At 27.8% G+C, this 26,139-nt stretch carries 29 protein-coding genes, 2 rRNA genes and 1 riboswitch; of the genes, 13 read left to right on the top strand and 18 right to left on the bottom strand.

Annotated features, from left to right (window positions below):
• Positions 1-33: 33 nt before the first annotated feature.
• The 4 genes from IGS63_RS11140 (at position 34) to IGS63_RS11125 (ending at position 4,579) form a co-directional block, all read left to right on the top strand.
• Positions 34-2,951 (top strand): 23S ribosomal RNA (locus tag IGS63_RS11140).
• 30 nt (positions 2,952-2,981) lie between these two features.
• Positions 2,982-3,096, top strand: a 5S ribosomal RNA gene (gene rrf, locus IGS63_RS11135).
• Between the two features lie 307 nt (positions 3,097-3,403).
• Positions 3,404-4,048 (top strand): peroxiredoxin, encoded by a 645-nt coding sequence (locus tag IGS63_RS11130; RefSeq protein WP_190614916.1) that lies wholly within the window; start codon positions 3,404-3,406, stop codon positions 4,046-4,048.
• Positions 4,049-4,105: 57 nt separating this feature from the next.
• A complete protein-coding gene (locus tag IGS63_RS11125; protein WP_190614915.1) occupies positions 4,106-4,579 on the top strand; it encodes a peroxiredoxin in 474 nt (157 codons plus the stop codon).
• A 26-nt stretch (positions 4,580-4,605) separates the two neighbouring features.
• Here the strand turns inward: IGS63_RS11125 and IGS63_RS11120 are convergent, their stop codons facing one another.
• From IGS63_RS11120 to IGS63_RS11100, 5 genes are all read right to left on the bottom strand, one after another.
• Positions 4,606-5,112 carry a ferritin gene (locus tag IGS63_RS11120; RefSeq protein WP_190614914.1) on the bottom strand — a complete coding sequence of 169 codons (507 nt, stop codon included), beginning with the start codon at positions 5,110-5,112 and terminating at the stop codon, positions 4,606-4,608.
• Between the two features lie 15 nt (positions 5,113-5,127).
• A complete protein-coding gene (locus IGS63_RS11115) occupies positions 5,128-5,898 on the bottom strand; it encodes an alpha/beta hydrolase (RefSeq protein ID WP_190614913.1) in 771 nt (256 codons plus the stop codon).
• A 202-nt stretch (positions 5,899-6,100) separates the two neighbouring features.
• A complete protein-coding gene (locus IGS63_RS11110; RefSeq protein ID WP_190614912.1) occupies positions 6,101-7,105 on the bottom strand; it encodes a hypothetical protein in 1,005 nt (334 codons plus the stop codon).
• Positions 7,102-8,109 carry a hypothetical protein gene (locus IGS63_RS11105; protein ID WP_190614911.1) on the bottom strand — a complete coding sequence of 336 codons (1,008 nt, stop codon included), beginning with the start codon at positions 8,107-8,109 and terminating at the stop codon, positions 7,102-7,104. The genes IGS63_RS11110 and IGS63_RS11105 overlap by 4 nt, the downstream gene beginning before the upstream one ends.
• A gap of 470 nt (positions 8,110-8,579) precedes the next feature.
• Entirely contained in the window at positions 8,580-10,112 is a 1,533-nt protein-coding gene (locus IGS63_RS11100) for an ATP-binding protein (protein ID WP_190614910.1), read from the bottom strand.
• A gap of 235 nt (positions 10,113-10,347) precedes the next feature.
• Between IGS63_RS11100 and IGS63_RS11095 the strand changes: the two genes are divergently transcribed.
• Complete coding sequence (locus tag IGS63_RS11095; RefSeq protein WP_190614909.1) at positions 10,348-10,905, top strand: 3'-5' exonuclease; 558 nt, start codon at positions 10,348-10,350, stop codon at positions 10,903-10,905.
• An 80-nt stretch (positions 10,906-10,985) separates the two neighbouring features.
• Positions 10,986-11,675: a hypothetical protein gene (locus tag IGS63_RS11090; RefSeq protein WP_190614908.1), complete on the top strand. Its 690-nt coding sequence runs from the start codon at positions 10,986-10,988 to the stop codon at positions 11,673-11,675.
• A gap of 17 nt (positions 11,676-11,692) precedes the next feature.
• Here IGS63_RS11090 and IGS63_RS11085 read toward each other — a convergent pair whose 3' ends face one another.
• The 13 genes from IGS63_RS11085 to IGS63_RS11025 form a co-directional block, all read right to left on the bottom strand.
• Positions 11,693-13,240 (bottom strand): ABC transporter permease, encoded by a 1,548-nt coding sequence (locus IGS63_RS11085; protein ID WP_190614907.1) that lies wholly within the window; start codon positions 13,238-13,240, stop codon positions 11,693-11,695.
• A complete protein-coding gene (locus IGS63_RS11080) occupies positions 13,219-14,187 on the bottom strand; it encodes a thiamine ABC transporter substrate-binding protein (RefSeq protein ID WP_190614906.1) in 969 nt (322 codons plus the stop codon). Before IGS63_RS11080 ends, IGS63_RS11085 begins: the two co-directional genes overlap by 22 nt.
• Before the next feature lie 48 nt (positions 14,188-14,235).
• Positions 14,236-14,332: riboswitch (TPP riboswitch) on the bottom strand.
• Positions 14,333-14,345: 13 nt separating this feature from the next.
• Positions 14,346-15,104: a deoxyribose-phosphate aldolase gene (deoC, locus tag IGS63_RS11075; protein WP_190614905.1), complete on the bottom strand. Its 759-nt coding sequence runs from the start codon at positions 15,102-15,104 to the stop codon at positions 14,346-14,348.
• Positions 15,105-15,117: 13 nt separating this feature from the next.
• Positions 15,118-16,320, bottom strand: a complete 1,203-nt coding sequence (locus tag IGS63_RS11070) for a tetratricopeptide repeat protein (RefSeq protein WP_190614904.1) — start codon at positions 16,318-16,320, stop codon at positions 15,118-15,120.
• Positions 16,307-16,972, bottom strand: a complete 666-nt coding sequence (gene radC, locus IGS63_RS11065) for a RadC family protein (RefSeq protein ID WP_190614903.1) — start codon at positions 16,970-16,972, stop codon at positions 16,307-16,309. Before radC ends, IGS63_RS11070 begins: the two co-directional genes overlap by 14 nt.
• 47 nt (positions 16,973-17,019) lie before the next feature.
• A complete protein-coding gene (locus IGS63_RS11060) occupies positions 17,020-17,574 on the bottom strand; it encodes a nucleoside triphosphate pyrophosphatase (RefSeq protein ID WP_420856914.1) in 555 nt (184 codons plus the stop codon).
• Positions 17,567-18,070, bottom strand: coding sequence for a Gx transporter family protein (locus IGS63_RS11055; RefSeq protein WP_190614901.1), 504 nt, complete (start codon positions 18,068-18,070; stop codon positions 17,567-17,569). The genes IGS63_RS11060 and IGS63_RS11055 overlap by 8 nt, the downstream gene beginning before the upstream one ends.
• Positions 18,064-18,438 (bottom strand): NusG domain II-containing protein, encoded by a 375-nt coding sequence (locus IGS63_RS11050; RefSeq protein ID WP_190614900.1) that lies wholly within the window; start codon positions 18,436-18,438, stop codon positions 18,064-18,066. Before IGS63_RS11050 ends, IGS63_RS11055 begins: the two co-directional genes overlap by 7 nt.
• Positions 18,435-19,472, bottom strand: coding sequence for an FAD:protein FMN transferase (locus IGS63_RS11045; protein WP_190614899.1), 1,038 nt, complete (start codon positions 19,470-19,472; stop codon positions 18,435-18,437). Before IGS63_RS11045 ends, IGS63_RS11050 begins: the two co-directional genes overlap by 4 nt.
• Positions 19,445-20,440, bottom strand: a complete 996-nt coding sequence (gene amrS, locus IGS63_RS11040) for an AmmeMemoRadiSam system radical SAM enzyme (RefSeq protein ID WP_190614898.1) — start codon at positions 20,438-20,440, stop codon at positions 19,445-19,447. Before amrS ends, IGS63_RS11045 begins: the two co-directional genes overlap by 28 nt.
• 1 nt (position 20,441) lies before the next feature.
• A complete protein-coding gene (gene amrA / locus IGS63_RS11035; protein WP_190614897.1) occupies positions 20,442-20,963 on the bottom strand; it encodes an AmmeMemoRadiSam system protein A in 522 nt (173 codons plus the stop codon).
• A gap of 471 nt (positions 20,964-21,434) precedes the next feature.
• A complete protein-coding gene (locus tag IGS63_RS11030; protein WP_190614896.1) occupies positions 21,435-22,334 on the bottom strand; it encodes an ankyrin repeat domain-containing protein in 900 nt (299 codons plus the stop codon).
• Between the two features lie 7 nt (positions 22,335-22,341).
• Positions 22,342-22,566: a hypothetical protein gene (locus tag IGS63_RS11025; RefSeq protein WP_190614895.1), complete on the bottom strand. Its 225-nt coding sequence runs from the start codon at positions 22,564-22,566 to the stop codon at positions 22,342-22,344.
• Between the two features lie 217 nt (positions 22,567-22,783).
• Between IGS63_RS11025 and IGS63_RS11875 the strand changes: the two genes are divergently transcribed.
• The 7 genes from IGS63_RS11875 (at position 22,784) to atpH (ending at position 26,135) form a co-directional block, all read left to right on the top strand.
• The gene (locus IGS63_RS11875; RefSeq protein ID WP_269777960.1) at positions 22,784-22,939 is read left to right on the top strand and encodes an ATP-binding protein; all 156 of its coding nucleotides are present in this window, start codon (positions 22,784-22,786) and stop codon (positions 22,937-22,939) included.
• 388 nt (positions 22,940-23,327) lie between these two features.
• A complete protein-coding gene (locus tag IGS63_RS11020; RefSeq protein WP_190614894.1) occupies positions 23,328-23,606 on the top strand; it encodes an AtpZ/AtpI family protein in 279 nt (92 codons plus the stop codon).
• On the top strand, positions 23,572-23,877 hold the full coding sequence (locus IGS63_RS11015; RefSeq protein WP_190614893.1) for a hypothetical protein: 306 nt from the start codon (positions 23,572-23,574) through the stop codon (positions 23,875-23,877). The genes IGS63_RS11020 and IGS63_RS11015 overlap by 35 nt, the downstream gene beginning before the upstream one ends.
• Before the next feature lie 17 nt (positions 23,878-23,894).
• Positions 23,895-24,731 (top strand): F0F1 ATP synthase subunit A, encoded by an 837-nt coding sequence (gene atpB, locus IGS63_RS11010; RefSeq protein WP_190614892.1) that lies wholly within the window; start codon positions 23,895-23,897, stop codon positions 24,729-24,731.
• Between the two features lie 48 nt (positions 24,732-24,779).
• The gene (locus IGS63_RS11005; RefSeq protein WP_190614891.1) at positions 24,780-25,058 is read left to right on the top strand and encodes a F0F1 ATP synthase subunit C; all 279 of its coding nucleotides are present in this window, start codon (positions 24,780-24,782) and stop codon (positions 25,056-25,058) included.
• A 31-nt stretch (positions 25,059-25,089) separates the two neighbouring features.
• On the top strand, positions 25,090-25,584 hold the full coding sequence (gene atpF, locus IGS63_RS11000; RefSeq protein ID WP_190614890.1) for a F0F1 ATP synthase subunit B: 495 nt from the start codon (positions 25,090-25,092) through the stop codon (positions 25,582-25,584).
• Positions 25,581-26,135, top strand: a complete 555-nt coding sequence (gene atpH / locus IGS63_RS10995) for an ATP synthase F1 subunit delta (protein WP_190614889.1) — start codon at positions 25,581-25,583, stop codon at positions 26,133-26,135. Before atpF ends, atpH begins: the two co-directional genes overlap by 4 nt.
• The last annotated feature ends 4 nt before the right edge of the window (positions 26,136-26,139 follow it).

The raw sequence follows: 26,139 nt of genomic DNA, 5'->3' as shown, positions 1-26,139 counted from the left end.
ACAAAGTTCATTGACAAGTGCATAAGAAAGAAAGTCCAAAGTAAAAAGGGCATACAGGGGATGCCTAGGCGACCAGAGGCGAAGAAGGACGTGGCAAGCTGCGAAAAGCTACGGGGAGAAGCAAGCAATCGAAGAACCGTAGATATCCGAATGGGGAAACCCGGAAGAACCCGAAAGGGAGGCGAACCCAGCGAAGTGAAACATCATAGTAGCTGGAGGAAAAGAAATCAAAGAGATTCCCTGAGTAGTGGCGAGCGAAAAGGGAAAAGCCCAAACCAAATTGATGTAAAAGGGTACAGCCGTTGTCAATTTGGGGTAGAGGGACAGCTTAACTCGAACTGTAAATAGAGGGAATAGGTAAAGAGGAAGTCGAAGTATATGGGAAGATAAACCAAAGAAGGTGAAAGTCCTGTAGACGAAAACTCGTAAACTAATCGAAGCTGATCCCAAGTAGCGTGGGACACGAGGAATCCTGCGTGAATCAGGGGAGACCACTCTCCAAGGCTAAATACTCCTGGTCGACCGATAGCGAATAGTACCGTGAGGGAAAGGTGAAAAGGACCCCGTGAGGGGAGTGAAAGAGAACCTGAAACTGTATGCCTACAGGAAACGGGAGCGGAAGTGACCGTGTGCCTTTTGATTAATGTGCCCGCGAGTTATCGTATATGGCGAGGTTAAGTCGAAAGAGACGAAGCCGAAGGGAAACCGAGTTTTAAAAGAGCGAAAGTCAAATGCGATAGACCCGAAGCCCAGTGATCTATCCATGTGCAGGTTGAAAGTTAGGTAAAACTAAGTGGAGGACCGAACCGGTAGGTAGTGAAAAATCTTCGGATGACATGTGGATAGCAGTGAAAAGCTAATCGAACTGGGTGATAGCTGGTTCTCTCCGAAACGTGTGTAGGCACGGCCTCGACAAAGAAAGTATTGGGGGTAGAGCACTGATTGACGTATGGGGGCGACCTCAGAAATCAGTCAAACTCCGAATACCAATACTGAATAGTCGGGAGACAGACTACGGGGGATAAGCTCCGTGGTCGAAAGGGAAACAGCCCAGACCGCCAGCTAAGGTTCCGAAGAAATGGCTAAGTGTGAAAGGTAGTGAAGTTCTGAAGACAGCCAGGAGGTTGGCTTAGAAGCAGCCACCCTTTAAAGAGTGCGTAACAGCTCACTGGTTGAAGAACAATGCGCCGAAAATGTAACGGAGCTAAAGCCATACACCGAAGCTGCGGAATTGGAGTAATCCAATTGGTAGGAGAGCATTGTGTAGTAGGGAGAAGGTAAACTGGAAGGTTTGCTGGACGAGACACAAGAGCGGATGCGGGCATGAGTAGCGAAATGAATGTGAGAATCATTCACCCCGAAAGTCTAAGGGTACCTGGGGAAGGGTCGTCCACCCAGGGTAAGTCGGAGCCTAAGGTGAACCCGAAAGGGGTAATCGATGGGAAACAGGTAAAGAGTCCTGTACCAGTATGAACGAGATATAAGGGGGGACGCAGGAGGTGAATCACCGAGACCAAGTTGCAAGGTCTTCTAAGCAGTAAAGCCGAAGAAACGAGTAGGGAAAACCGCTTGTGGAGGAAAAGCTGTGAAGGGAAGGACGTAAGTCTAACGGGGAGGAGTCACACTGCCAAGAAAAGCCTCGTATATTGCTTGAGAGAAATACTGACCGTTCCGTAAACCGACACAGGTAGACGGGTTGAGAAAACTAAGGGGAGCGGAATAACCTCTGTTAAGGAACTAGGCAAAATAGCCCCGTAACTTCGGGAGAAGGGGTGCTCTTGATGGTGTTGCAAAATGCGATTGAGAGTCGAAGTGGAAAGTCCCAGGCGACTGTTTACCAAAAACACAGGTCTATGCGAACACAAAAAGTGGAAGTATATGGACTGACGCCTGCCCAGTGCCGGAAGGTTAAGTGGAGTGGTGAGAGCTACGAAACGAAGCCCCGGTAAACGGCGGCCGTAACTATAACGGTCCTAAGGTAGCGAAATTCCTTGTCGGGTAAGTTCCGACCTGCATGAATGGCGTAACGATCTGGGAGCTGTCTCAACAGAGGATCCGGCGAAATTACAGAGTGGGTGAAGATGCCCACAACCCGCAGTTAGACGGAAAGACCCCATGGAGTTTTACTGTAGCCTGACGTTGTAAATGGTTATAATGTGTACAGGATAGGTGGGAGGCGAAGAAGGAAGATCGCAAGGTTTTCTAGAGCCGACGTTGGGATACCACCCTCATTATAATGATTTACTAACGGTGGAATGTGAAGAGCATGAGCCGGACAGCGTTAGGTGGGCAGTTTGACTGGGGCGGTTGCCTCCTAAAGAGTAACGGAGGCGTACGAAGGTCGGCTCAGGTGGGTTGGAAATCCACCGGTGAGTGCAAGGGCAAAAGCCGGCTTGACTGCGAGACTGACAGGTCGAGCAGAATGGAAACATGGTCCTAGTGACCCGGCCGAGGCGAGTGGAAGCGCGGTCGATCAACGGATAAAAGTTACCCTGGGGATAACAGGCTAATGACGCTCGAGAGTTCATATCGACGGCGTTGTTTGGCACCTCGATGTCGGCTCATCGCATCCTGGGGCTGAAGTCGGTCCCAAGGGTTGGGCTGTTCGCCCATTAAAGCGGTACGTGAGCTGGGTTCAGAACGTCGTAAGACAGTTCGGTCCCTATCTGCTGCGGGCGTAGGAAGCTTGAGGAGGGTTGCTCTTAGTACGAGAGGACCGGAGTGAGTGTACCGCTGGTGAATCAGCTGTCAGGCAAATGGCAGGAGCTGAGTAGCTAAGTACATGACCGATAACCGCTGAAAGCATCTAAGCGGGAAACGGGCTCCAAGATAAGGCTTCCCGCTCATTTATGAGGTAAGGGTAGTTCGAGACTAGAACATAGATAGGCCACAGATGTAAGTGCAGTGATGTATTGAGTCGAGTGGTACTAATAACCCGAGGCTTTGGACAAACTTTCTTATGCACTAGTGAGTGAATAATTTGGGACGAGGATAAGGTAAGGGGAACCACCCAGATCCATTCCGAACCTGGCCGTTAAGCCTTTATCTGCCGATGGTAGTACACTTCGTGTGTGCAAGAGTAGGTTTTTGTCCCGCCACTTTTCTTTGAGTCAACCGAAAAGGTTGACTCTTTTCTTTTTTTATAAATTTCTCTCTCTTTTTTAATGATTTATCATCTTCTTTTTGTTTTTTTTTGCCTTTTTCTTACATTTTCTACTTGACTTTTACACTTAAATACTTTTTTCTTTTAAAGTAAAAAAAGATACATTATATTTTTATATAATTAACTAAAACTAAATAAATTATATTAAAAAGTTACTTGACTTTTTATTTAGTTTGGAATATAATTTAAATGTAATTAAATCGTATAAAATAAAAATAAAAATTAAAGGGAGGAATTAAAATGGAAAATACAATGCCTTTATTAGGAGAAAGATTTCCTGAATTAAAAGTTAATACAACACTTGGAGTTAAAAATTTACCAGAAGATTATAAAGGAAAATGGTTTGTATTGTTTAGTCATCCAGGTGATTTTACACCAGTGTGTACAACAGAATTTATAGGTTTTGCAAAAAAATCAGAAGAATTTAAAAAATTAAATACAGAGTTAATAGGATTATCAATTGATCAAGTTTTTTCTCATATTAAATGGATTGAATGGATTAAAGATAATATGAAAGTAGAGATTCCTTTTCCAGTAATAGCTGACGATATGGGAAATGTTGCAAAAAAATTAGGAATGATTCATCCAGGAAAAGGAACAAATACAGTAAGAGCTGTTTTTATTGTAGATGATAAAGGAATAACAAGATTAATTATGTATTATCCTCAAGAAGTAGGAAGAAGTGTTGATGAAGTTTTAAGAGCTTTAAAAGCTTTACAATTATCAGATAAAAATAAAGTTGCTATGCCTGAAAATTGGCCAAATAATGAAATAATTGGTGATAAGGTAATTGTACCACCAGCAAGTGATTATGAAACAGCTATGGAAAGAAGAAATAATTCTGAAGAAGGATTTGATTGGTGGTTTAAAGTAAAAAAATTATAAAATTAAAAAAATGGCTTATATTTATAGGCCATTTTTTAACATGGATGGAGGAACTAAATGAAGTATTTTAAATATGATATAGGAAATAAATTAAGCTTTAATTTAATAGATAGTAATTCTAATGAAATTTCTTCAAATGATTTTATTGGAAAATGGCTAATATTATATTTTTATCCAAAAGATAATACAAAAGGATGTACGACAGAAGCAATTGATTTTACAAATTCATTAGAAGAATTTAAAAAATTAAATGCTGAAGTTGTTGGAGTTAGTCCAGATGAACCTAAAAAACATATAAAGTTTATAGAAAAACATAATTTAAAGGTAACTTTATTGAGTGCTGAAAATGAAGTTTTAAATGAAGTTGGAGTTTGGCAAATGAAAAAGATGTATGGAAGAGAATATTATGGAGTTATGAGAACAACAGTAATTTTAAATCCAAATGGAGTTATTGAATATGTTTGGGAAAAAGTAAAAGTTTCAAATCATATAAAAGAAGTATTAAATAAATTAATTGAATTACAAAAATAAAAATGGGCTATGCCCATTTTTATTTTTTATACTGGTGGTGTAAATACTCTTTTTGCAAGTTCTGAATCAAGCATAAAAAGAGGTTGAATATTGTCTTTAATCATAGATAGTCTATCCAATATTTCTTTAGCATTCTTTTCTTCTTCAACTTGTTCCATTATAAACCAATGAATAAAAGTTTCTGTTGGATAGTCATTTTCTTCTCTTGCAACTTTAAAAATTTCATTTATTGATTTGGATATAAATTGTTCATGAGCATAAACATCATTAAAAGCATCAAGCGGATTTTTCCAAGTTATTTTTGGTTTTTCAATTTTTTCTAACTCTATATGTCCGCTTCTTTCAACTAAATAATCAAAGAATTTAAATGCGTGTGCTTCTTCTTCTTGAAACTGTATTCTCATCCAATTTGCAAAACCTGGTAAGTTTTGTTCTTCAAAATAAGATGCCATAGCTAAGTACAAATAAGCTGAATAAAACTCCTTATTTATTTGTTCATTGAACATTTTTTCAATCTTTTCTGACAATGCCATAAATTCACCTCCATATTAATTTTTAAACCATTTTATTATTTCTTGAGCAACATACTCTCTTTTTATATCATTTACAAGAACATGACTGCTTTTTTCTAAAATTATTTTCTTTTTATTTTTAGAGTTTATTTTTTCGTCTATAATGTCTCCAACATTAAGTGGTACAGAACCATCTGTTTTAGATAAAATAGTTAATGTATCTGCTTCAACTTCAGATAAACATTTTAATGAAATTTTTTGGAGTTTTCTTAAATCAGCAGCTTTATTTATCCAATTATAATGCCAATATTCCTTTGCTAATTTATTTAAATTTTCGTCTTCATGAACTTCTTTATATTTTCTATCAGTTTTTTTTATAAAATATTTTAAAAAAGGAGTTATTTTTATTTTTTTATTTTTTGCTTCAATAGCGGGAGCAGCTAATACTATTTTTTTAGGTTTAAATTTTGAAGCTAATATTAAAGTTAAAACTCCTCCCATAGATAATCCAGAAATATATACTTCTTCATATTTATACTTTAAATCTACATATTCATCTGTTACTTTTCTTAACCAATCTTTCCAATTTGAATTTTGAAAGTCAACAGAATTAGTTCCATGACCAGGTAAACGTGGTATTGAAACTGTGAAACCAGCTTTGTGTAACATATGACCTAAATATCTCATATCATGTGGAGTTCCTGTATAACCATGTATTAAAAGAACAGCATTTTCTCCACCTTCAAAAAAAGATGGTTGTGAAATTTTATTTACTGAAGTTTCTTTTGGGATGTTATCAAAAAACATTTTTTCCTCCAATCAAAATAAATATAAAAAAATTTATAATCTACTATTAATTATATCATTTTTTGAGGATAGATCATATAAGTTAAATTTTTTTTAATATAAAGCATTTATTAATTTATGAAATAAATTTAACCAAAAAATGATTCCTGTATTACCAGGAATCACTTAAAAAAATCTATATATATTTTTTCTTAAATACTTATTATTTGACTGTAAAAACAAATTCACCGACTTTTTTCGTTTTTTTCCAAAAAAAATTAATAACAATTTTTCCTTCATGATCAGTTATTAAATTATATGTTATATCCTCTATGCTGCATAGCAAATTATCTAATTTATTGCAAGCAGTATCAAATAAATTATTTAAATAATCTTCAAATTTATAGAAGCTATTCCAAGTTATTTGACTAAAATTTTTAATATACTTTCCGCCTTTGATATTTAAAATTAATAAATTAATTTTATCCATATCTTCTTTACTTAAAATAAATTTGTTTTTTTCTAAAACTTTCTTATATTTTATTAAGCTATAAAAATAAGCTATGGCGTTTTCTAATTTGATGTTTTTTTTATCTTTTAGCTTCATTAAAACTTTACTCAATTCAAAGTATGCATCAATATTCTTAGTATTATAAGGAAAATGATGATTTACTTCAAAGTTAAAAATATTTTTTCTTGATTCAAAATTTTTTACAGCTTTATATTCTATATTTTTATTTTTTTCATTATAAATTAATTTTAAAATTAATTTATTCTTAAGTACGAGTTTGTTTATATTTTTATAGGAAGTTTTGAAATAAAAAACATTTTTATCAAAGTCATTCAAATAAAAGATATCTTTTAAATTTTTCTTTATATACAAATTTTTTCCTTCTAAAATAAAATTTAGTATTTTTTTATCTCTTAAATCAGAAAATTTTAATGATAAAAAATATTCATTTTTTGAAATATCATAATTTAAAATTAAAAAAATACTCTCTTGCCTTTCTTTATTAAAAAATTCATTCAAATAAAACTGTATATCACTACAGCCAAATGATTCATCTATGTAAGTATCTTTTAAAGTAATGTTATCTATATTTTTATATTCAAATATGTTTTCAAAAGTTATTTCTTTAGAAAAATGGTTTTGATTATTATAATAATTAAAAAAGATTACAATGAATAATAACAATATTATTAATAATATTATATATATTTTTTTCATTGTACAATTACTCCTGAATTTGCTAAATCAATTTCATATCTAGTCTTTACATAATTTCTCAAATAACTATTATTATGATATTTATTAAATGTGCTTGATTCTTTGTTTTTTGCAACTTGAATATCTGAGTTTTTATAAGATTTCATTTTAGTGCACTCTATACCACTTGAATCTTTATAATGAGCTTTTAAATTCATATATTCATCTTTAAACAAATCATAATAATTTCTAATAGCTATTTCGGAATAAAATCTAACATACTGTGGTGCTTTTTTATCTAAAACGGTTCTTTGACCGTTAGGATCCCTAAAGTAAGTTAAAACTTTTCCTTTTCCAGATTTAAAATCTGTATATCCAAATTTTGTAAAAACAATATACTGATTTGCTGTTGAATCTATTAATAGATTAGCAGCGCTACCCAAAATATAACCAGGAATACTTTTTTTAAAAAACAAATCAGCTGCATAATTAGCTGCTGAAATCAAATTTGATAATATTTTTGATGAATTTGAAATTAGCCCTTTATCGGTCCAAGTTTTACTTTCTATATTATTAGATGTTGATTGATAAATTGATATTGATATTACTTTAAAAATAACTGGCTGAGTATTTTTTGTTTTAACAATATTATTTTGGTTATTGCTTATAAAATCAGGTAGAATTTTATAATTTGATATACCTTTTGATATTTTATACAAATTATTTTTAAAGTTAAACTTATTTATTAAAATTTTATTATTAATAAAATTCTTTGAAAGAACAATTTCACCATTTTTATTATAATATTCTGTTAACTTTAAAATTCCTTTTTTAGTATAATAGTCAGTTTTTATTTTTGTAAAATCTAAAGTATAAAATGTTTCTGATTCTAAATGTGAAGACTCATTTAAGGTTATTTCTTTATCATTTTTTTGTACGGAATTAGTAATATTTTTAGTACACGAACTAACAAAAAAAACAATTAACAAAATCAAAAATATCATAATTACAAAACTTTTTTTCACTTTTGTTCCTCCTCTAAATTTATATTTATATTTGTACACACAAATATTTTTATACAATAAATTAAATAATTATTTTTCTTTTTTTACATAAACATTATATAAAAAAAAAAAGAAAAAATCAACTATTTTTAGTGTACTAATTAACATTTTTACCTAAATATAATTTTTTTGATTAATTTATATCGTTTATTTTATTTTTTTATATTATTAATTTTATATTAAATGTTAATATTTGTGAATTTGAATTTTATATTTTTTATAATGTTATTATTAATCATTTTCAGAAGAAAAATTTGTGAAATTTTATTAAATATCTAATTTTTATATATAAATATATTTTCTTTTTCGTTATTAATTCAATATTAACTTTGAAAATTTTAATGTTTTTTATTTTGATTTTATCCTTATACTACTGTATTTTGTTTTAATTTTATACATTTTATAAAAAATGATCCCAGCACCCGCTGGGATTATATCTTTTCTATTTTGTATTCGTCTATGTTCCTTTTTTCTGAGTTTATGTTTATTCCTATTATATAAATTTCTTTTCCTTTGTATTTTTCATAGTACTTCATTTCTTTTATTTGATTTAAGGCTTTTTTTGCACTTTTGTCTATCTTTATTTCCATTATATATATAACGTCTTCAAATTCTATTACTATATCGCTTCTTCCTAAGTTCGTTAATTCTTCTGCTGTTACGTTTAGTCCTGCTGATGCTAATATTGTATATATCAATGAATGATAGTAACTTTCTTCCTTTTTATGCAAGTTGTATGGTATTGCACTTATTATTCTTTTTATTTCTTTTATTATTCCTTCTATGTCTTTTTCATATATTCTTTCATATATTGTGGTTTCTATTTGCTCTGTTTCTCTTATTCCATAGTTTGCCTCTAATATTATCTTTGAAAAACTATTTTTTACTTCTATGTTTGGATAGTCTAATATGTACTTTTTCCTCAATCCTAATCTTTTTATTCCTTTAAAGGTCAAGTATCCTGCTTGTGTAAAGAATATGCTTGCATTTGCTTCTTCTATTTCTCGGGTTGAAAAATCGAGTTCGCTCACTGGATACTTCACTAAATCTTCATATCTTATCTTCTTCCCTTTTATGTATTCATACAAAAATGATGGTGATCCACTTTCAAACCAATAGTTTTGAAACTCCATTTCATTAAAAAATCTTAATATTGAAAATGGATTGTATACACTATTTTCTCCATCAAATGAAAATCCATTGTAGTACATCTTTAAGTTTTTTAATAACTCTTTTTCTTCCATATTCATTTCAATTGCTGTTTCTTTTATGTGCTCTTTAAAGTTACTTTCTAACTCTTCTTGTGTGTATCCCAACATCTGTGCATATTTTTTATTCAACGATATATCATTTAAGTTGTTCAGTGCTGAAAATACTCCTGTTTTTGTGAACTTTGTTATTCCTGTCATGAATACAAACTTTATGTATTCGTCTTTTGATTTTATGCTCACATAAAAGTCTCTCAATATTTCTCTATACTTTTCTGCTTTTTCTTTGTTGTTTATATTGTCTAATATTGGTTTTTCATATTCATCTACTAATATTACTACTCTTTCTTTTTTTGATAGTTTTATTATTAGTTCATTGAATGCAAACTTGTAGTCTGTTTCTGTTATTTCTATTCCATTTCGCTTTCCTTCTAATTTTATTATCTTTGTTAGACTTTCTTTCATTCTTTCCACATTATCCGTTGCTACATCTAAAAGGTTTATCCTTATTACTGGATATTCTTTGAACTCCCATTTGTCGTATATGTATGTTCCTTTAAATAAGTCTTTTTCCCCTTTAAACAGATAGTACAGTGTTGATATCGTTAAACTTTTTCCAAACCTTCTTGGGCGTGATAAAAAAATAGGTGCTTCTGAACTTATTAAATCTAATATATACTTTGTTTTATCTATATATGTATAATTTCCTTCTTTTATTTTTTTATAGTTTTGTACTCCTATTGGCAGTTTTTTCATTTTTATCACCTCTAATTTTTATTATACCATATGTTTTTTTTAAATTTATTTTTTTTAATATATGTATATTTCTCAAAAAAATAATTTAATATAGATTAATAATATAAAAAACGTCTTTAGTTTCATTGAAAAAGTTTATATTATTAAATAAATTCAAATTAATTATTGTTTTTTACGTATTAGACTTTAAAATAAAAAGATTTTATGATAAAATATTTTTTTGTGAGGTGATTATATGATAGAGATTTTAAAAGATAACAATACTTATTGTGTATTGGATACAGAAACAACAGGATTATCTCCTCAAAATGGTGATAAACTTGTAGAAATAGCCGTTTATAAAATAAAAATTTTAGAAGATAATATAAATTTTATTATAAAAGATAAATTTATTACTCTTTTAAATCCAGAAAGGAATATCCCATTTTATGCTTCAAAAATACACGGAATAAGAGATAAACATGTTGAAAATAGTCCGAAATTTTTTGAAATACAAGAAGAATTTTTGAATTTTATAAATAATTGTGTGTTAGTTATACAAAATGCAAGATTTGATTTAAAATTTTTAAACTTTGAGATATCAAATGAACAATATATAAAAAATCAAATTTTAGATACTATGAAAATGTCTCATAGAGTTTTTAAAGGTGAAAGAAAACATAATTTAGATATTATTTGTAAAAGATTGAATATTAATACAAATGTTTCAAGGCATAGAGCTGAAGGAGATGTTATACTAACTTCTCAAGCATTTGTAAAGATGAGAAAATATATTATTGAAAATAATAATTAATTTCTTAGTACTTAATTTTAACTTAAATGACATTATTTTTATTATATAATAGTTTAAAGTAAGTATTTGGAGGATTAAAAATGCCTGAATTTGATGATTTTGAAAAATTTTTAAATGATATATTAAATAAAAATCCAGAACTTGGAAATTTTAATTTAGATTTTTTAAAGAATATAAATCCTGATGAGTTAGAAGATATTATTGAGAAATTAAAAGAAGCTTCTGCAAAATTTAAAGAAGCTGATGATAAAATTACTGAAAAGGTACTAAAAAAACTGAATTTTGAAATTAAAGACTTAAAAATTAACTTTGATACATATTTAAATACAATAGCTACTTTCCCATTTGCTTTAGCAATTGGAGAAGAAGCTTTAGAAAATAATCATGATTCTGGAGTTTTAAAAGGAAATTTTTTTGGTAAGAAGGTAGAATTTTCTTATAATAATGTTTTTGAAATGGTTTCTATAAAAAAAGCTGTTGCTATGGAAATTTCTAAATTGATAAGAAAAAATTTTTTATTATTTTTAAATTTTAAGGATGAGTTGAATCAGTATATAACAGAAAAAGTAAATACTTATATAAGGTTATATAATTTAGAGGACTTTATAGAAGTTACGGATATAAAAGAATTCAATATGGTAGTTAGAGTTAAATCAAAAAAATATAATACTTTTAAAGAGTTAATGGATCAAGATATGGAACTTTTTGAAAAAGTTAATTTTTTTAAAGCCTATTTAATAACAGAATTTTCAATTGCAATAATAGAATAAAAAAACAAAAGATGATTTTATTTAAAATCATCTTTTGTTTTTTTTGAAAAAATTTTAGATATATAGAAAATAAAAAATATAATTAAAATATTTAAAGAACTTAAAGCAGAACTTTCTTTATATAGTCTTGAAGAAGATAAAGTATAATTTACTAAACTAACTAATGGATAAGAATTATTAATTTGCATAGTATAAGCTATTGTAAATTCTCCAAATATTATAGTAAATATTTGTAAGAATGAAGATAACAAAATAGGAAACATTAATGGAAAATCGATATAATATAATAATTGCAATTTATTAGCACCATCTAATTTTGCTGCTTCTTCTATTGTTCTATCAAAAGATAAAAAATGAGAATGCATAAATGATATACAGATAGGTACTGTTATTAAAAAATATCCAATAGTTAAAAGATAAAAATAATTTATACTAAAAAGAATATTTAAATAAACTAATCCCATGGCTAAAAATGCTGAGGATATTCCAATAGTAGATGTAATTAATATATTAGTAAATTTAGAATATTTTTTTAATATATAATAAGAAAATAGTACAGTTATTATAGAAGTTATAAAAGATAATGATAATGAGTTAATTATAGATTCAATTATATGATACTTAGAATTTATTTTTTTAGAAAATAAATTTAATATTCCACTTATATCAAATTTGGATTCATAAAAGTTATAGATAGAAGCTAATATTCCTACTATAACTATTGAATATTCAAATATTATATACATTAAAGAAAATATAAATAAAAAAATATTAGTTTTTTTAATTTTAAAATCTTGATATTCTATTTGATATTCTTCAGTTTTTGAGAGAAATATATTTATTATTGTCAATACAATAAATTGTATCATTGCATAAGTTAAGGCTTTGGAAAAGTTCATAGATCCTCTTAATGTTGTAGAAATTGCAACTTCAAAAGTTGAATATTTGATACCTCCCAATGAAAGAACAATTGCAAAACTTGTAAAGCAGTATGTAAAAACAAGAAAAAAACCTCTTGTTATAGACGGCATTATAATTGGTAAATCTATTTTAAAAAACTTTTGTAATTTATTAGCCCCCTCAATATTGACTGTTTCTTCAATATTTTGAGGTATTTTTTTAAGAGCTTCAGATATGTATTTGATAAATATTGGAGAATTGTAAAATGTATGAGCTATTAAAATGGCTTTTAGATTGTACATAACATTTAAATTTATTCCGATTTTAGATAAAAGACCATTTCCTGAATATAGTATAGAAAAAGCTATTATAGCAGATATTGGAGGAAAGAAAAAAGGTATAAATAATGAATTTTCTATAACATTAGAAAGTATATTTCTTTTTCTTGATACATAGTAAGATGGCAACAATGAAATAATTAATGAAAGTAAGGATGATAGTATACTTTGTAATAAAGTAAAAGATAGGATCCGCAATGTTCGCAGATCCCATATTAAAATTAAACTTTTTGTATTAAAAAAATCTTTAAGTATAAAAAATATAGGAAATATCCAAAGTAAAGCATAATAAAACTCTACTTTTTTTAATACATTATTTTTTCCCATTGTTCTAACCAAGTTTCCATATTTTTAGATATTTTTTCAGAATCGACAGAAACTATTTTTTCTGGTATTATTGCATATTTAAAGGATTCGGGTAAAGTGGTATTAGTTACGGGAAACATCCATTGATTTAAAGGTATCTCTTTTTGAAAATTATTCATTAATAAAAATTCTATGAATCTTTTAGCTAATTCTTCATTTTTTGTATTTTTTATTATACTAGCAGTTTCAATTTGAACATAGGCACCTTCTTTTGGTATAAATGCTTTATATTTAGTACTTTTGTAATATTGATAAGAGTATGCTCCATCTGTTGCATAACTAACCATTATAGGTGCTTCTCCTGCTTCAAATTTTGAAAAAGATTCATCCCATCCTGGTGCTACAGTTAATATAGCTGGTTTTAATCTTTTCCAAAAATCTTGCCAATTATCTCCATAAACTGCAATTGTCCATAAAAGAAAAGATTGTCCTGTACTTGACGTTCTTGGATCTTGAATAATTATCTTTTTATTTAATTTTGTTAAATCTTCAAAAGAAGTTGGAACTGTTTTTAATGTTTTTGGATTATAAACAAAAGCTATTCCTCCATAGTCATATGGTACTGTATAATCATTTAATATTAAATCTTTATTGTTTATTTTAGATATATTTATTGGTGTATATTTTTCTAAAATACCTTCTTTAATTGCTTTTACTGATAAAGATTGATCAAGACCAACTACAACATCAGCTTTTGAATTTTTCTTTTCTAGTAATAATCTTGAAAGTACACTTCCACCATCACCAAGTTTTACAAGATTAACATCACATCCATACATACTTTCAAATTCTTTTAAAACTTTGTCTTCAACCCAATTTAAACTTTCATAAGTGTATACAGTGAGAGTTGTTGAGAAAACACTTATAACAATTAAAATACTCATAATAACTAATATACCTTTTTTCATATTATACCTCCATAAAAAAATTTGCTCCCAAGCGGGAGCAATTATAGTTTTATAATTTTTCCGCCTTCCTACACCAGCATTATCTGGATCAGGTATTAGGGTCGATTGAAAATCCTCTCAGCATTAAGCTCCCCTGGCTTTTTTTAGTATTTACTTTATTAATAATTTTCTTTAGAAACTTCTCCATTTATTATTTTTATACCAGCACTTGCACCAATTCTTTCAGCACCTGCTGCAATTACTTTTTTTGCATCCTCAAAGCTTCTAACTCCTCCAGATGCTTTAACTTTTAAGTCATTTCCAACGACAAATTTCATTAAAGCAACATCTTCTGGAGTTGCTCCACCTGTTCCAAATCCTGTTGAAGTTTTTACAAAGGTTGCACCAGCAAGTTTTGAAAGAACACAAGCTGCAATTTTTTCTTCTTTAGTTAAATAACATGTTTCAATTATAACTTTAACTGTTTTACCATCGGCTTCATCAACAACAGATTTTATATCTTCAAAAACATAATCATATTTTTTTGCTTTTAACATACCGATATTTATTACCATATCAAATTCATCTGCTCCATCATCAAGTGCAGCTCTTGTTTCAAAGGCTTTAACAGTTTTATCATTTGCACCCAACGGAAATCCTATAACTACTGCTACTTTAGAATTACTTCCATTTAATTTTTCTTTTGCGAGTGATGCATATGCAGGGTTAACACAAACTGAAAAAAAATCATTTTCTTTAGCTTCTTCACAAAGTTTTTCAATATCTTTTGGTGTTGCAGTAGCTTTTAATAAGGTGTGATCAATATACCTTGCAATATTTTCTGGTTTTAATTCGATGTTTTTTTCAGAATAATTAAAACTTTCATTTACTTTTTTTATTTCTTTTTCAATACTTTCTTCCAACCTTTTTAAATCCATAATTGAACCTCCATTAATAAAGTCTTTTACACGTTCTCCATCCAAATAATAATCTTAAAGATTCATAAAAAGGAACATTTATAATAAAATCGAAATCCTTATGATAATTATTTTTTAAACTTTTTAAAATTGTTTTTAATTCAGTATAATAGTCTGGACCTTTTAAAGTCATTTTATATTTTGTAGTTTCAGTAATAAACTCTAAAGTTTTCAATCCCATTTTATTTGTGCTTCCGGGAATAAATAATATATCTAATTCACCATATATTTTAATCATGCTTTGATACACTTTGTTTGCTTCTTCTTTAAGGTTTGCATTAAAAAAGTTTATAAAATTTAAATCTAATTTTTCAAAAATATAACTTTTTGATGATTCGTTTAAAAAAAGTATGCTGTTAATTCTTTGTGAAAAAGCACAATATTCAGGAGTTTCATGCCCTTTTTTTGATTGTATAGTTTCTATACATTTTGCACAAGGAGTATTTTCTCTTCTAATAGAAGAGAAAATAGATAATCTTTTATCAATGTCTGTTCCAAATAAGGTCATATAATAATCTAATAAAGTTATAGTTTTTTTTGCTTTGTTTTCAAGAAAACATTTTGATAAATAGGCTTTTGATGCTATAAAATCTTTCTTATATATTGAAAGAGCTAAAGAAATAAATGAATAATTTAAAAATTTATTTGCAGTAGTTAAAAATTTATAAGCACCATCAAAATTATTTACAGAAATAAAATATAAGGATAACAACAAATATGGATATCCTGTTTGAGGGTATTTATTTACAATTTCTTTTGCATAAACAAGAGCATCTTCATCTTTTCTAAAAACTTTTAAAACTCCATAGTTAAATTTAGATTCGATATCTTTACCAAGTAAAAAAAACTTTTCTGCTTTTTCATAATCATTTCTCAATAAATGCATTAGCCCAAATTGATTATAAAAGTAACCAGGCGATTTGTTAGTTAATTTACTTTCAAAGTAAAAAGATAATTTTTCATCACTAATTTCTATATCATATAAGTTTATATCGAACCACGTTTTTATTTTTTCAAATGGTATATTTATTCCAGATAAAACTTTATCTGGTTTGTATATGGTTCTCTTTTTTTCTGTTTCTTCTTCAGATTTTATTTTTCCCCCTTTCTTTTTTAAGTCTTTTTCCATTTCTTTTTTTAATTTATATATTGCCTCTAATTTGTCATTCTCGCTCATTTATATACACCTTCTTTTGTAAATTAAAACTATAATATGAATTGTTTCCTATTATAACATGATCATTTAATTTTATTCCAAGTAAAGTACCGGCTTCATTAATTTTATTTGTTAAATCAAAATCTTTTTTACTTGGTTCAGGGTTTCCTGATGGATGATTATGTACAAGAACAATAGAGATTGCATTATTTTTTATTGCACATTTAAAAATATCTCTTGGGTGTGCTATTGAAGCATTTGCAGTTCCTTGACTTACTTCGTTAGAATTTATAATATTTAATTTTGAATCTAAAGATATAACCTTTACAACTTCTCTATCATAGTATATCATATTTTCTGATACTCTATAAACATCTTCGGGTGAATTTATACTTACTTTTTTTTCTTTCATTTTGTATAGATGATATCTTTTGCCAAATTCAAGAGAAGCTTTTAAGTTTATGGATTTTACTTTTCCAATACCTTTTATGGAAGATAATTCTTCAAAACTTGCCTGTTCTAACTTAGTTAGAGTTTTATATTTTTTTAAAAGTTCTTTTGAAAGTTCAAAAACATTTTTTCCTTTTATTCCACTTCTTAAAATAACGGCTAACAATTCATCATTGGTTAATTTTTCTACACCATATTTTATAAGTTTTTCACGTGGAAGCATATTTACTCTCCTTTTTTAAGTATAAATAATATTAAAATATAAAGTATTCAAAAAGATTGTAATTCAAAAAATAATCTTGATATTGGAAGTCCCATAACATTATAATAGTCACCTATTATTTTATTTATAAAAACGGCTCCAAAATCTTGAATGCCATAACTTCCAGCTTTATCAAAAGGTTCATAAGTACTTAAATAAAATTTAATTATAGAATCAGTTAAATTATTAAAAAAAACTTCAGTTTTTTCATAAAAGCATCTTTTTTTGTTTAATGTTCTTATAGTAACTCCAGTAAATACCTCATGTTTTTTTCCAGAAAGACTTTTCAACATATGAAAAGCATCTTCAAAATTATTAGGTTTTCCTATAATTTTTTCATTTAAAACAACTATTGTATCAGCTGTAATTAATAGTTTATCATTACTAATTTTTATAGAGTTGCTTTTTAATTCTGAAAGTTCTACAACTATATTTTCTGGTTTTTTTGAACTATATTTTTCAACTGTATTTGATACTTTTACTTCAAAATTGTTGAACAATAATTTTAGTAATTCATATCTTCTTGGTGAACCTGATCCTAGTATAATATTGTATTTATTCAAATTCAACACTCCTAATAGTTATTTTTACAATTGAAGCATTTATAAAAGCTGTTAAGAAACCTGTTCCTACCATAAAAGGATAGTACCAAAAAATTCCTTTTGAATGTATTATAAAAATACCAGCTACTATAATTTGAACTGAATTATTTACAAAGGCTCCAATTTCACTAATTCCAACTATTCCAAATTTTTTAATTTTAGATGCATAAAACATAAAAATACTTCCTATTAAGCTACCAGTAATCCCCATCCAAAAAGTTGGAGTGAAAAGTTTTCCTGTAAACATAGAACCCATAATTGATTTTATTAAGATCATATAAATTATATTGCTAAAACTCATATTTTTAACTATACCAAGTAATACTGGAAAATTAGAAAATCCCCAACGTGCTCCAGGTACAGGAATAGGCATAGGTAAAAAACTTTCAAAATAATATATAGCTGAAGAAATGGCACTTAAAATTGCAAGATAAGATATTTTTTTAGATTTTACCATGTGATTAAGTCAACTCCATTTTTTTTCTTTTTGCCTATAGGTTTAATTACAATTTTATTTGGTATACAGATTATATCTTGTGAGGCATTATTAACCCAGCCAGTATCAATACAAACCTTTAATTTACATGTTGAATCTAAAGCTCTTACCATTTTATTTTTATACTCTACATGCATTAAAATATTACCAGATTCATTTTTTATAGTATAGGTACCATCTTTTGTTATGTTAAATATATTTTTACCATTTAAAAAAACTTTTGCTCCTTCAATTGAATAGTTATTTAAATTTTGAAATATATATAATGAAATTAAAAATAAAATACCAGCTAGGATAAAGTAAAGGTCTCCTTTTTTTAAAAAAGTCATCTTCCTTTCTCCATAAAATAATCAAAACCAGAAGTTTTTGTTCCTTCACCAGTTGGTGAAATAATATAAGCTTGAATACCAAAATTAGTAAAGTATTCAAGAGAAGGATTGTTGTATCCAAGAATAAAAAGTGTTGTTGCAAATGCATCAGCTGTCATTACTTTTTTTGCAATTACAGTTGAACTAACAGATTTATTTGATGGATATCCAGTTTTAGGATCTATTAAATGATGATATCTAATACCATCTTTTATAAAAAATCTTTCATAATTTCCAGAGGTAGCTACAGCTCCACTGTATAAATATAATGTTCCTATGCTACTATACATACCTTTTTTAAAAGGATCTCTTATACCAATTACCCAAGGTAAATTTCCATATTTAGGACCAATTATTCCAATATCTCCACCAGCATCAATAAAACCTGTAGCATTAGGGTCAATTCCTTTTATTCTTTCAATGACTTTATCAACTGCATAACCTTTAGCTATTCCACCTAAATCAATTTCTACACCTTTTTTTAATAGATAAACTTTATTATTTTTTTGATCTATTTTTACATATCTATAATTTACATATTGTAATGCATTTTTTATAGCTTCTTTACTGGGTACTTTTTTTGGTGAATTAACATCATCAAATCCCCATAATTTCATTAAAGGACGTATTGTTGGATCAAAAGCATCTCCGCTTATTTTAGCTGTATTTAATGCTGCTTGAAATAAGAATAAAGCTTCTTCATCACATTCAACTTCATCATTTTTATTTAATTTGTAGACTATACTTCCTTTAACATTTGCACTAAATTTTTGATTTAGTCTTTGAAGTTCTTTTTCTGAAATATCTAAAAGTGTATCAGTTGATACTTTTTCACCAGAAATGTATAGCTTTACTATAGTGCCAAGGGTACTTACAATTCTTTCTTTATATTGAGGTTTAGGTTTTGAAAGTATTAAAAAAAGGATTAAAGATACAGAAACTAAAAATGCAATACTAAAAATTGTTTTTAGTACTTTATTATTTTTTGACCACACGTTTTACAACCTCCATGTTCATCTAAATTAATTTTTTGAATTTTATATCCATTTCTTTTTATTAATAAATTACCACAATTTGGACAAAATGTAGATTCATATTTCTCTTCCCAAAGATTTCCAATATAAACATAATTAAGATACTTTTTTGCCATTTCATAAATTTTTATGAGTAGTGATCGGCTTGTTTTAGATTCATTATACTTAAAAATAGGATAGTATTTTGAAATGTGCAATGGAATATTTTTTGATAAATGTGAAATCCACTTAAATTCTTCTTCTAAATCATGTAAATTATCACTAATTTTTGGAACTATCAAGGTAGTTAATTCAACATGAATATCTTTTTGAAAGGCTAATTCTATAGAATTTAAAACATTTTTTAAATTTCCTTTTAGATATTTCATATAGTTTTTTGAATTAAACGTTTTTAAATCTATGTTTACAGCATCAATATAATTTAATAGTTTTTCAAATGGATATTCATTTATAAAACCATTTGTAACTAAAATATTGTAATAATTTTCATTATATTTTTTTACTTGAACGCATGATTCATATACATATTCATAACAGGATAAAGGTTCTGAATAAGTATAGGCTATTCCATTCACATTTTTTTCGTTAATAATTAATGGGATTTCATTAGCTTTTACTTTAGATAGGTAATTTGGTTTAAATTGAGAAATTTCAAAATTTTGACAAAAAGGACATTTTAAATTACAACCCCAACTTCCAATTGAAAGAACTTTATCTCCTGGATGATAATGGAAAATAGGCTTTTTTTCAATAGGATCAATAGATATTGAAGAAATTTCTTCATAATTTAAAGAGTATAATTTATTATCTATATTTTTTATTGTTTTACAAAGACCAGTTTGCCCATTTTTTAATAGACATTCATTAGGACACAATTCACATTTTATACTTTCATTTGTAGCTTTATAAAAAGAAAGTATTTTTTTCATTTTAATAAAGCCTTTCTACTGAAAATTTATATATGTCTAATGGTTCATTTCCATAAATTCCTGCCTTCATTTTTGCAACTTTTATTTGTTTTTCAATAGAATCGATCCCTTCTAGATCTGGTAATAAAACACCTCTTCGCCAGCCACTTTCAACAACTATTCCATAATAACTTGGATCTAATTCTTCTGTATCTTCGACATACTCTAATTGTGAAAGTATATCGACAGTTACTTGTATATCTTCGAGTTCGTTAATTGAAACTGCAGGAAATCTTGGATCTGTTGTAGCAGCTGAAATAGCATTTTCTCTTATTTCTTTAGCTAAATTTTCATAAACAGGTTCAATAGTTCCTATGCAGCCTCTTAAACTTCCATCAGAGTTGTGTAAAGTTACAAAACAACCAGCTTTTCTTATAAAAAGTTCTTCTGGAAGATTATTATCTATATTTATTTTAATTCCATTTTTTATGTAATTTTCTATTACCTTTATTGCCCATTTTACATAAGGGTGTTCTCCAAACATAAATGTACCTCCTTTTATAAAACTGTTTTTTTATTAATAATTATATCATACTTTGTGTATAATATAAACTTTTTATACATAATTTATGCTATTCTTTTCACTGCTAAAGTACTTAAATTTACACATTTTTTTGTGAATTGAAAAGTTAAAAATTATATGTAAATAAAAAATAAGGTGAGCATATCTAAGTGTCCCAAAAGAAAAGAATAAGTAAAAAAAGAGAAAAAATGGAAAAACAAAGGCGAGAGTACTTTGTAACGTTTTGCTACTTTCTTGAAAAGTTTGGAAACACAAACGACACGCTGATAATGTATAAAAAAACATACGAACTGAAAATTGACAATCCATGGCTGAACTTTCTGTTCTACAACTATTACGGAAAAACAGATGATTCAGGTGAATTTAAAAGATGTATAACCTTGCAGGAAAGTATTAATTATAACAAAAAACTACCTCGAGAGTAGTTTTTTGTTATTGTAGGTAAGATTTTAAAATTTTCATAAGATTCGGCTTGCCTTTTACGTAATCATACACGGCCTTTCCAGTTTTATCCTTTAAGGTTACGTCAGCTCCTTTTTCAAGTAAATATTCTGCAGTATTTTTTTTTCTGGAAATGATGGCTTTTGTGAGGGGGGGATAATATTTACCCATTTGATTTAAATTACATTTATTTTCCACCAACAGTTTGACAAAATCTAATCCGGTGTATATCGCTATATCTAAGATTGTTTCATTTTCCCATGAAATGGCATTAGTATCCGCACCATTTTTTATGAGATATTCAGTCATTTCGTAATTTTTATTCTTAATTGCATAATAAAGCGGGGTATATTCGTGCCATCCATTGGTGTTTACACTGATACCAGCATTTACAAAGTATTTTATGAGTTCAAAATTATTTTCTTTTGCTGCAAGAACAATTGCTTCATCATTATATTTTACGTTTCTTTCTAACAATAATTCAGTAATTTCAAAGTTTTTCCTTATTATTGATAGATTAACAGCACTATCGTCTGGTAAAAAGTTTGTATAATCGTAAGTGCCATAATTATCAAGTATATATTTTACGATGTTATAACTGTTATAGTATATTGCATAGCCATAGGCTGAAATCATTGTTTCTTTAGTTAATTCTAATCCGCTGTTATAAATGACTTTAAAAGTATCAAAATAATTATTGATTGAACTGGTATCGAGGACGGTACGATAATCTTCGTTCCTATAGTTGAGATTAAGATTTTTATTTTCCAATATGATTTTTACTTCTTCAATATTTTGATTGCACACGGCATTGAATAAATCATTGATTGAATTTGAAAAACTAAAAATATTAAATATTACAATGAAGAGTACAGTAATTTTGTTTTTCATATAACCCTCATTTTATATCCTTGTTTGATATTTTGTAGAAATCATGTGCAAAATTGTTTTTGCCTTTGCTTGTTCTCTTTAAATCAAAGTTTTTATCTTCATATGGTGAACTATGTTTAAAAGAATCTTCCCAAACCTTTTTAGCGTCATCTATATCATTATTTGTTCTTTCAATGTTTTTTAAATTTATTCCATCTATTTTATTTTTAATATTCAACTTTTCATCAAGCAAATAAATACCCGTAATGATAACAAACACCTGCCTAAAATATTAATGATTTAAAAAAGTTTTCGTTTAATACTTTTTGCATTGTATCATATTTATTTTATTTTTTCAAGAATTAATTTGCAAAAGTTATAAAAAATATCAAGTAATTAAATATTTATAATTTTCAAGAGCGATTAAAAAATTACTGTTTAATGTATAATAAAAGTAAGCCAGGAATACAATTGAAAAATGGTCCAGTAAGGAAAAAATATTTAATAATCCAGTACTCTCAGCAGCAATTGTGGATAGATTAACTCACAGAGCATATTTGGTAAATATGAATAGAAATAGTTATAGACTAAAAGAAACTGAAGAATTTATTAAAATATTAGAGTAAAGGGAATATATAAAAAAATAGTTAGAAAAAAATAACTAAAATTTAGTAATATACAAAGTGTAGATTTTTTTCAATATTTTATTTTTTAACCAATTTTTCAATTATAATTTGTCTTATTTTTGATATGCAAAATAAAAAAGAGAAGTTATTTATTTTTTGAAGTGTTTTTTTTAAATTCAATAATAATAACGAATAATATACGGTATATAGGTATATTAACTTAATACCTGTTTTATTAAAGGTTGACTATTTTTTATTTTCAAATATAATATATTAGTTAACATTATTTATAAAACAAGTGTTGTATTTTTCTAAAAAAAGGAGTATAATTTCCAATGTAGGGACTTTAATGTTTATTAAATTCGAAATTCTTTAAGAGGGGAACAAAATGAAAAAAAATGATTTGAAAACTTTTGGACAAATAAATTTAGTAATTTTTTTTGGAATAGTTGTTATTACAAATATATTTGTTGGATTTGGAATAGGATATTTTATATACACACTTACTAATAATAAACTTTGGTTAATAATAATGTTGTTTTTAGGGATGATATCTGGATTGTACAATGGAATAAAAGAACTTTTAAAAGAGGCAAAAAAATATGACGAAATTGGAAATAACTCTAAGAGAGATGATAAAAAAGACGATTCTTCTAACGATAATTGAAGTTTCAATTTCTTTTTTTATTTATAAATTTAATTCTTTTTGGATACTTTATGGAAGCATTGGTACAATATCGGCATTGCTTTTAATGTCTACAGATATAAAAAAAATGGCTTTTTATAAGAAAATTCCAAATGGTTATTTTGTACGTTATGCAATTTACGCTTTTATATTATTTACTGCGGCATTAGTTTCTAAAATAGCACTTATACTATCTTTTATAGGTTTAATTAATTTAAAGATAGTTCCTTTTATTACGAATAAAAATTTATAGAGCTTGGGGGTGTAAGGATGTCAAACGAAAAAGACAATAAATTAAAAAAAATAATTATTTCGTTTTTTTCGCTTTACGTTGTCCTCGGTATTGTAAACGTCATCATGTCAAAAGAAGGATTAAAAGAGATGTTAGATGGCGTTGGTCAAAGGTGGATTTATAAGTTTGGTGATGGTTTTTGGGGACAAATAAACCCTATGACTTTAATCATTTCAGCTGCAATTATGATTATAGTTGTATTGTTTTTTTCAACAGTCAAATTTGAGAGAATTCCAGGAAGAAAACAATCAATAGTAGAGTTAGTATTGGATTACTTCTGGGAACTTGTTGAAGATACTATTCCAGATAAAAGATTTAGAAGAGCAACATTTGTAATTGCCACAACTTTATTCTTTTATATTTTAGTATCGAATTTATTGGGCGGTATGCCTGGGATAAGTGTTGTACCAAAATCTTCTGGATTATCTTTAGAACTTTTTACAGATACATGGTATACTCCAACATCTGATTTGAATGTTAATGTAACTTATGCTGTAATGGTACTCATCATTAGCCATATTTTTGCAATAAGATCTAAAGGAATTAAGAATTGGTTGAAGATGTTTATAGATCCAACACCATTAATGTTGCCTATGAACTTGATTGGTGAAATTGCTAAACCTGTTTCTCATTCATTGAGGCTTTTTGGAAATATAATGGGTGGTGGAATATTAGTTTTAATATTGAGTTCAATGTTAAAATATTTTGTACTACCAGTATTTTTATGGGGCTTTTTTGGCTGGTTTGTTGGATTAATTCAGGCTTTTGTTTTTTCACTTCTTGCAATTGCCTATATAGGTGCTTTACTTGAGTAAAAATGTTCAAAAATATAATCAACCATCAAAAAAAAGGAGGAGAAGAGTATGGATTTATTAAAAACTCTTGCGGATAATGCAGGTACATTAGGTATTGGTCTCTACTTTCTCGGTAAATTTATAGGTGCAGGGCTTGCAATGGGTATAGGAGCTATTGGTCCTGGTGTCGGTGAAGGTAATGTTGGTGCACATGCAATGGATTCTATTGCTAGACAACCAGAAATGGCTGGTACAATAACTTCAAGAATGTTACTTGCTATGGCTGTTACAGAATCAACAGGTCTTTATTCTTTAGTTATTGCTTTTATTATCCTTTTTGCAATGTAATTAAATTTTACCCGGAAAAGGGGTGTGATAAATGCTTAGTTTTAACATGACTTCAATAGTTAATCTAATTGGTTTTACTGCATTTATGATTACTCTATACTACATGCTTTATAAACCATATTTTGAGATGACTGATAAAAGACGTGCAGAAATAGAAAAAAACTTAAATGAAGCAGAAAAGCTTCGTATTGATGCACAAGAAAAGAAAAAGTTATCGGAAGAAGAACTTTTAAAAGTTCGTGAACAAAGAGAATCTTTGATTAAAAATGCTGAAATGGAAGCAAAAAAAATTGTTGAATCAGCAAAAGAAATAGCTGAAAAAGAAAAAGGAAACATAATAAAAAAAGCTGAAATGGAAGCAAATGAAATTAAAGAAAAAGCAATGAAGGAAATGCAATCAAAGGTTGTAAGTTTATCAATAGCAATTTCTGGAATGATTTTAAAGGAACAATTAGATAAACAAGCTAATCAAAAGATGGTACAAAGAGCTATTGACTTATTTGAAAAAAGAGGAGAAAACTTATGAAAGTTTCTTACTCACTTGCAACCAGATACACTAACGCATTGATTGCCCTTCTTGTTAGTAATGAAAAACTGGAAGATTTGGATAAATATATATCTGGAATAAAAAAAATAAATGCAAAAATTGAAAATGATGATGCATTAAAAGATATTGTATTTAGTCCTTTACTTCCAAAAAAATATATTTCAGACTCTTTAGTAAAAGTTTCTGAATTAAATGACGAAATATTTGAAAAATTTATTTATGCAATAGTACAAAAAAAGAGACAATCACTTTTAAAAGCTATTGAAATCATACTTGAAAGATATAGCTACGAACTAAAAAAACTCATAGAAGTAGACGTAATGCTTTCAGATAAAATTTCTGAAGAGTTGCTTGAGAACATAAAAAATGTGCTTAAGAAAAAAACTGGAAGAAATATTTCTTTAAAAGAGGTTATTAATGAAGATCTTATTGGTGGATTACAACTAATAATTGATGATAAACTCTTTGATTACTCTGTAAAGGGTTATCTTGAAAGCATTGAACGTTTATATGCTTCCAGTCGGGGGTGAATAA

This window comes from Tepiditoga spiralis, from assembly GCF_014701195.1.
GTDB lineage: Bacteria > Thermotogota > Thermotogae > Petrotogales > Petrotogaceae > Tepiditoga > Tepiditoga spiralis.
Note: the sequence above shows the minus strand (reverse complement) of the source record. Positions and strands in the feature narration are given on the sequence as shown.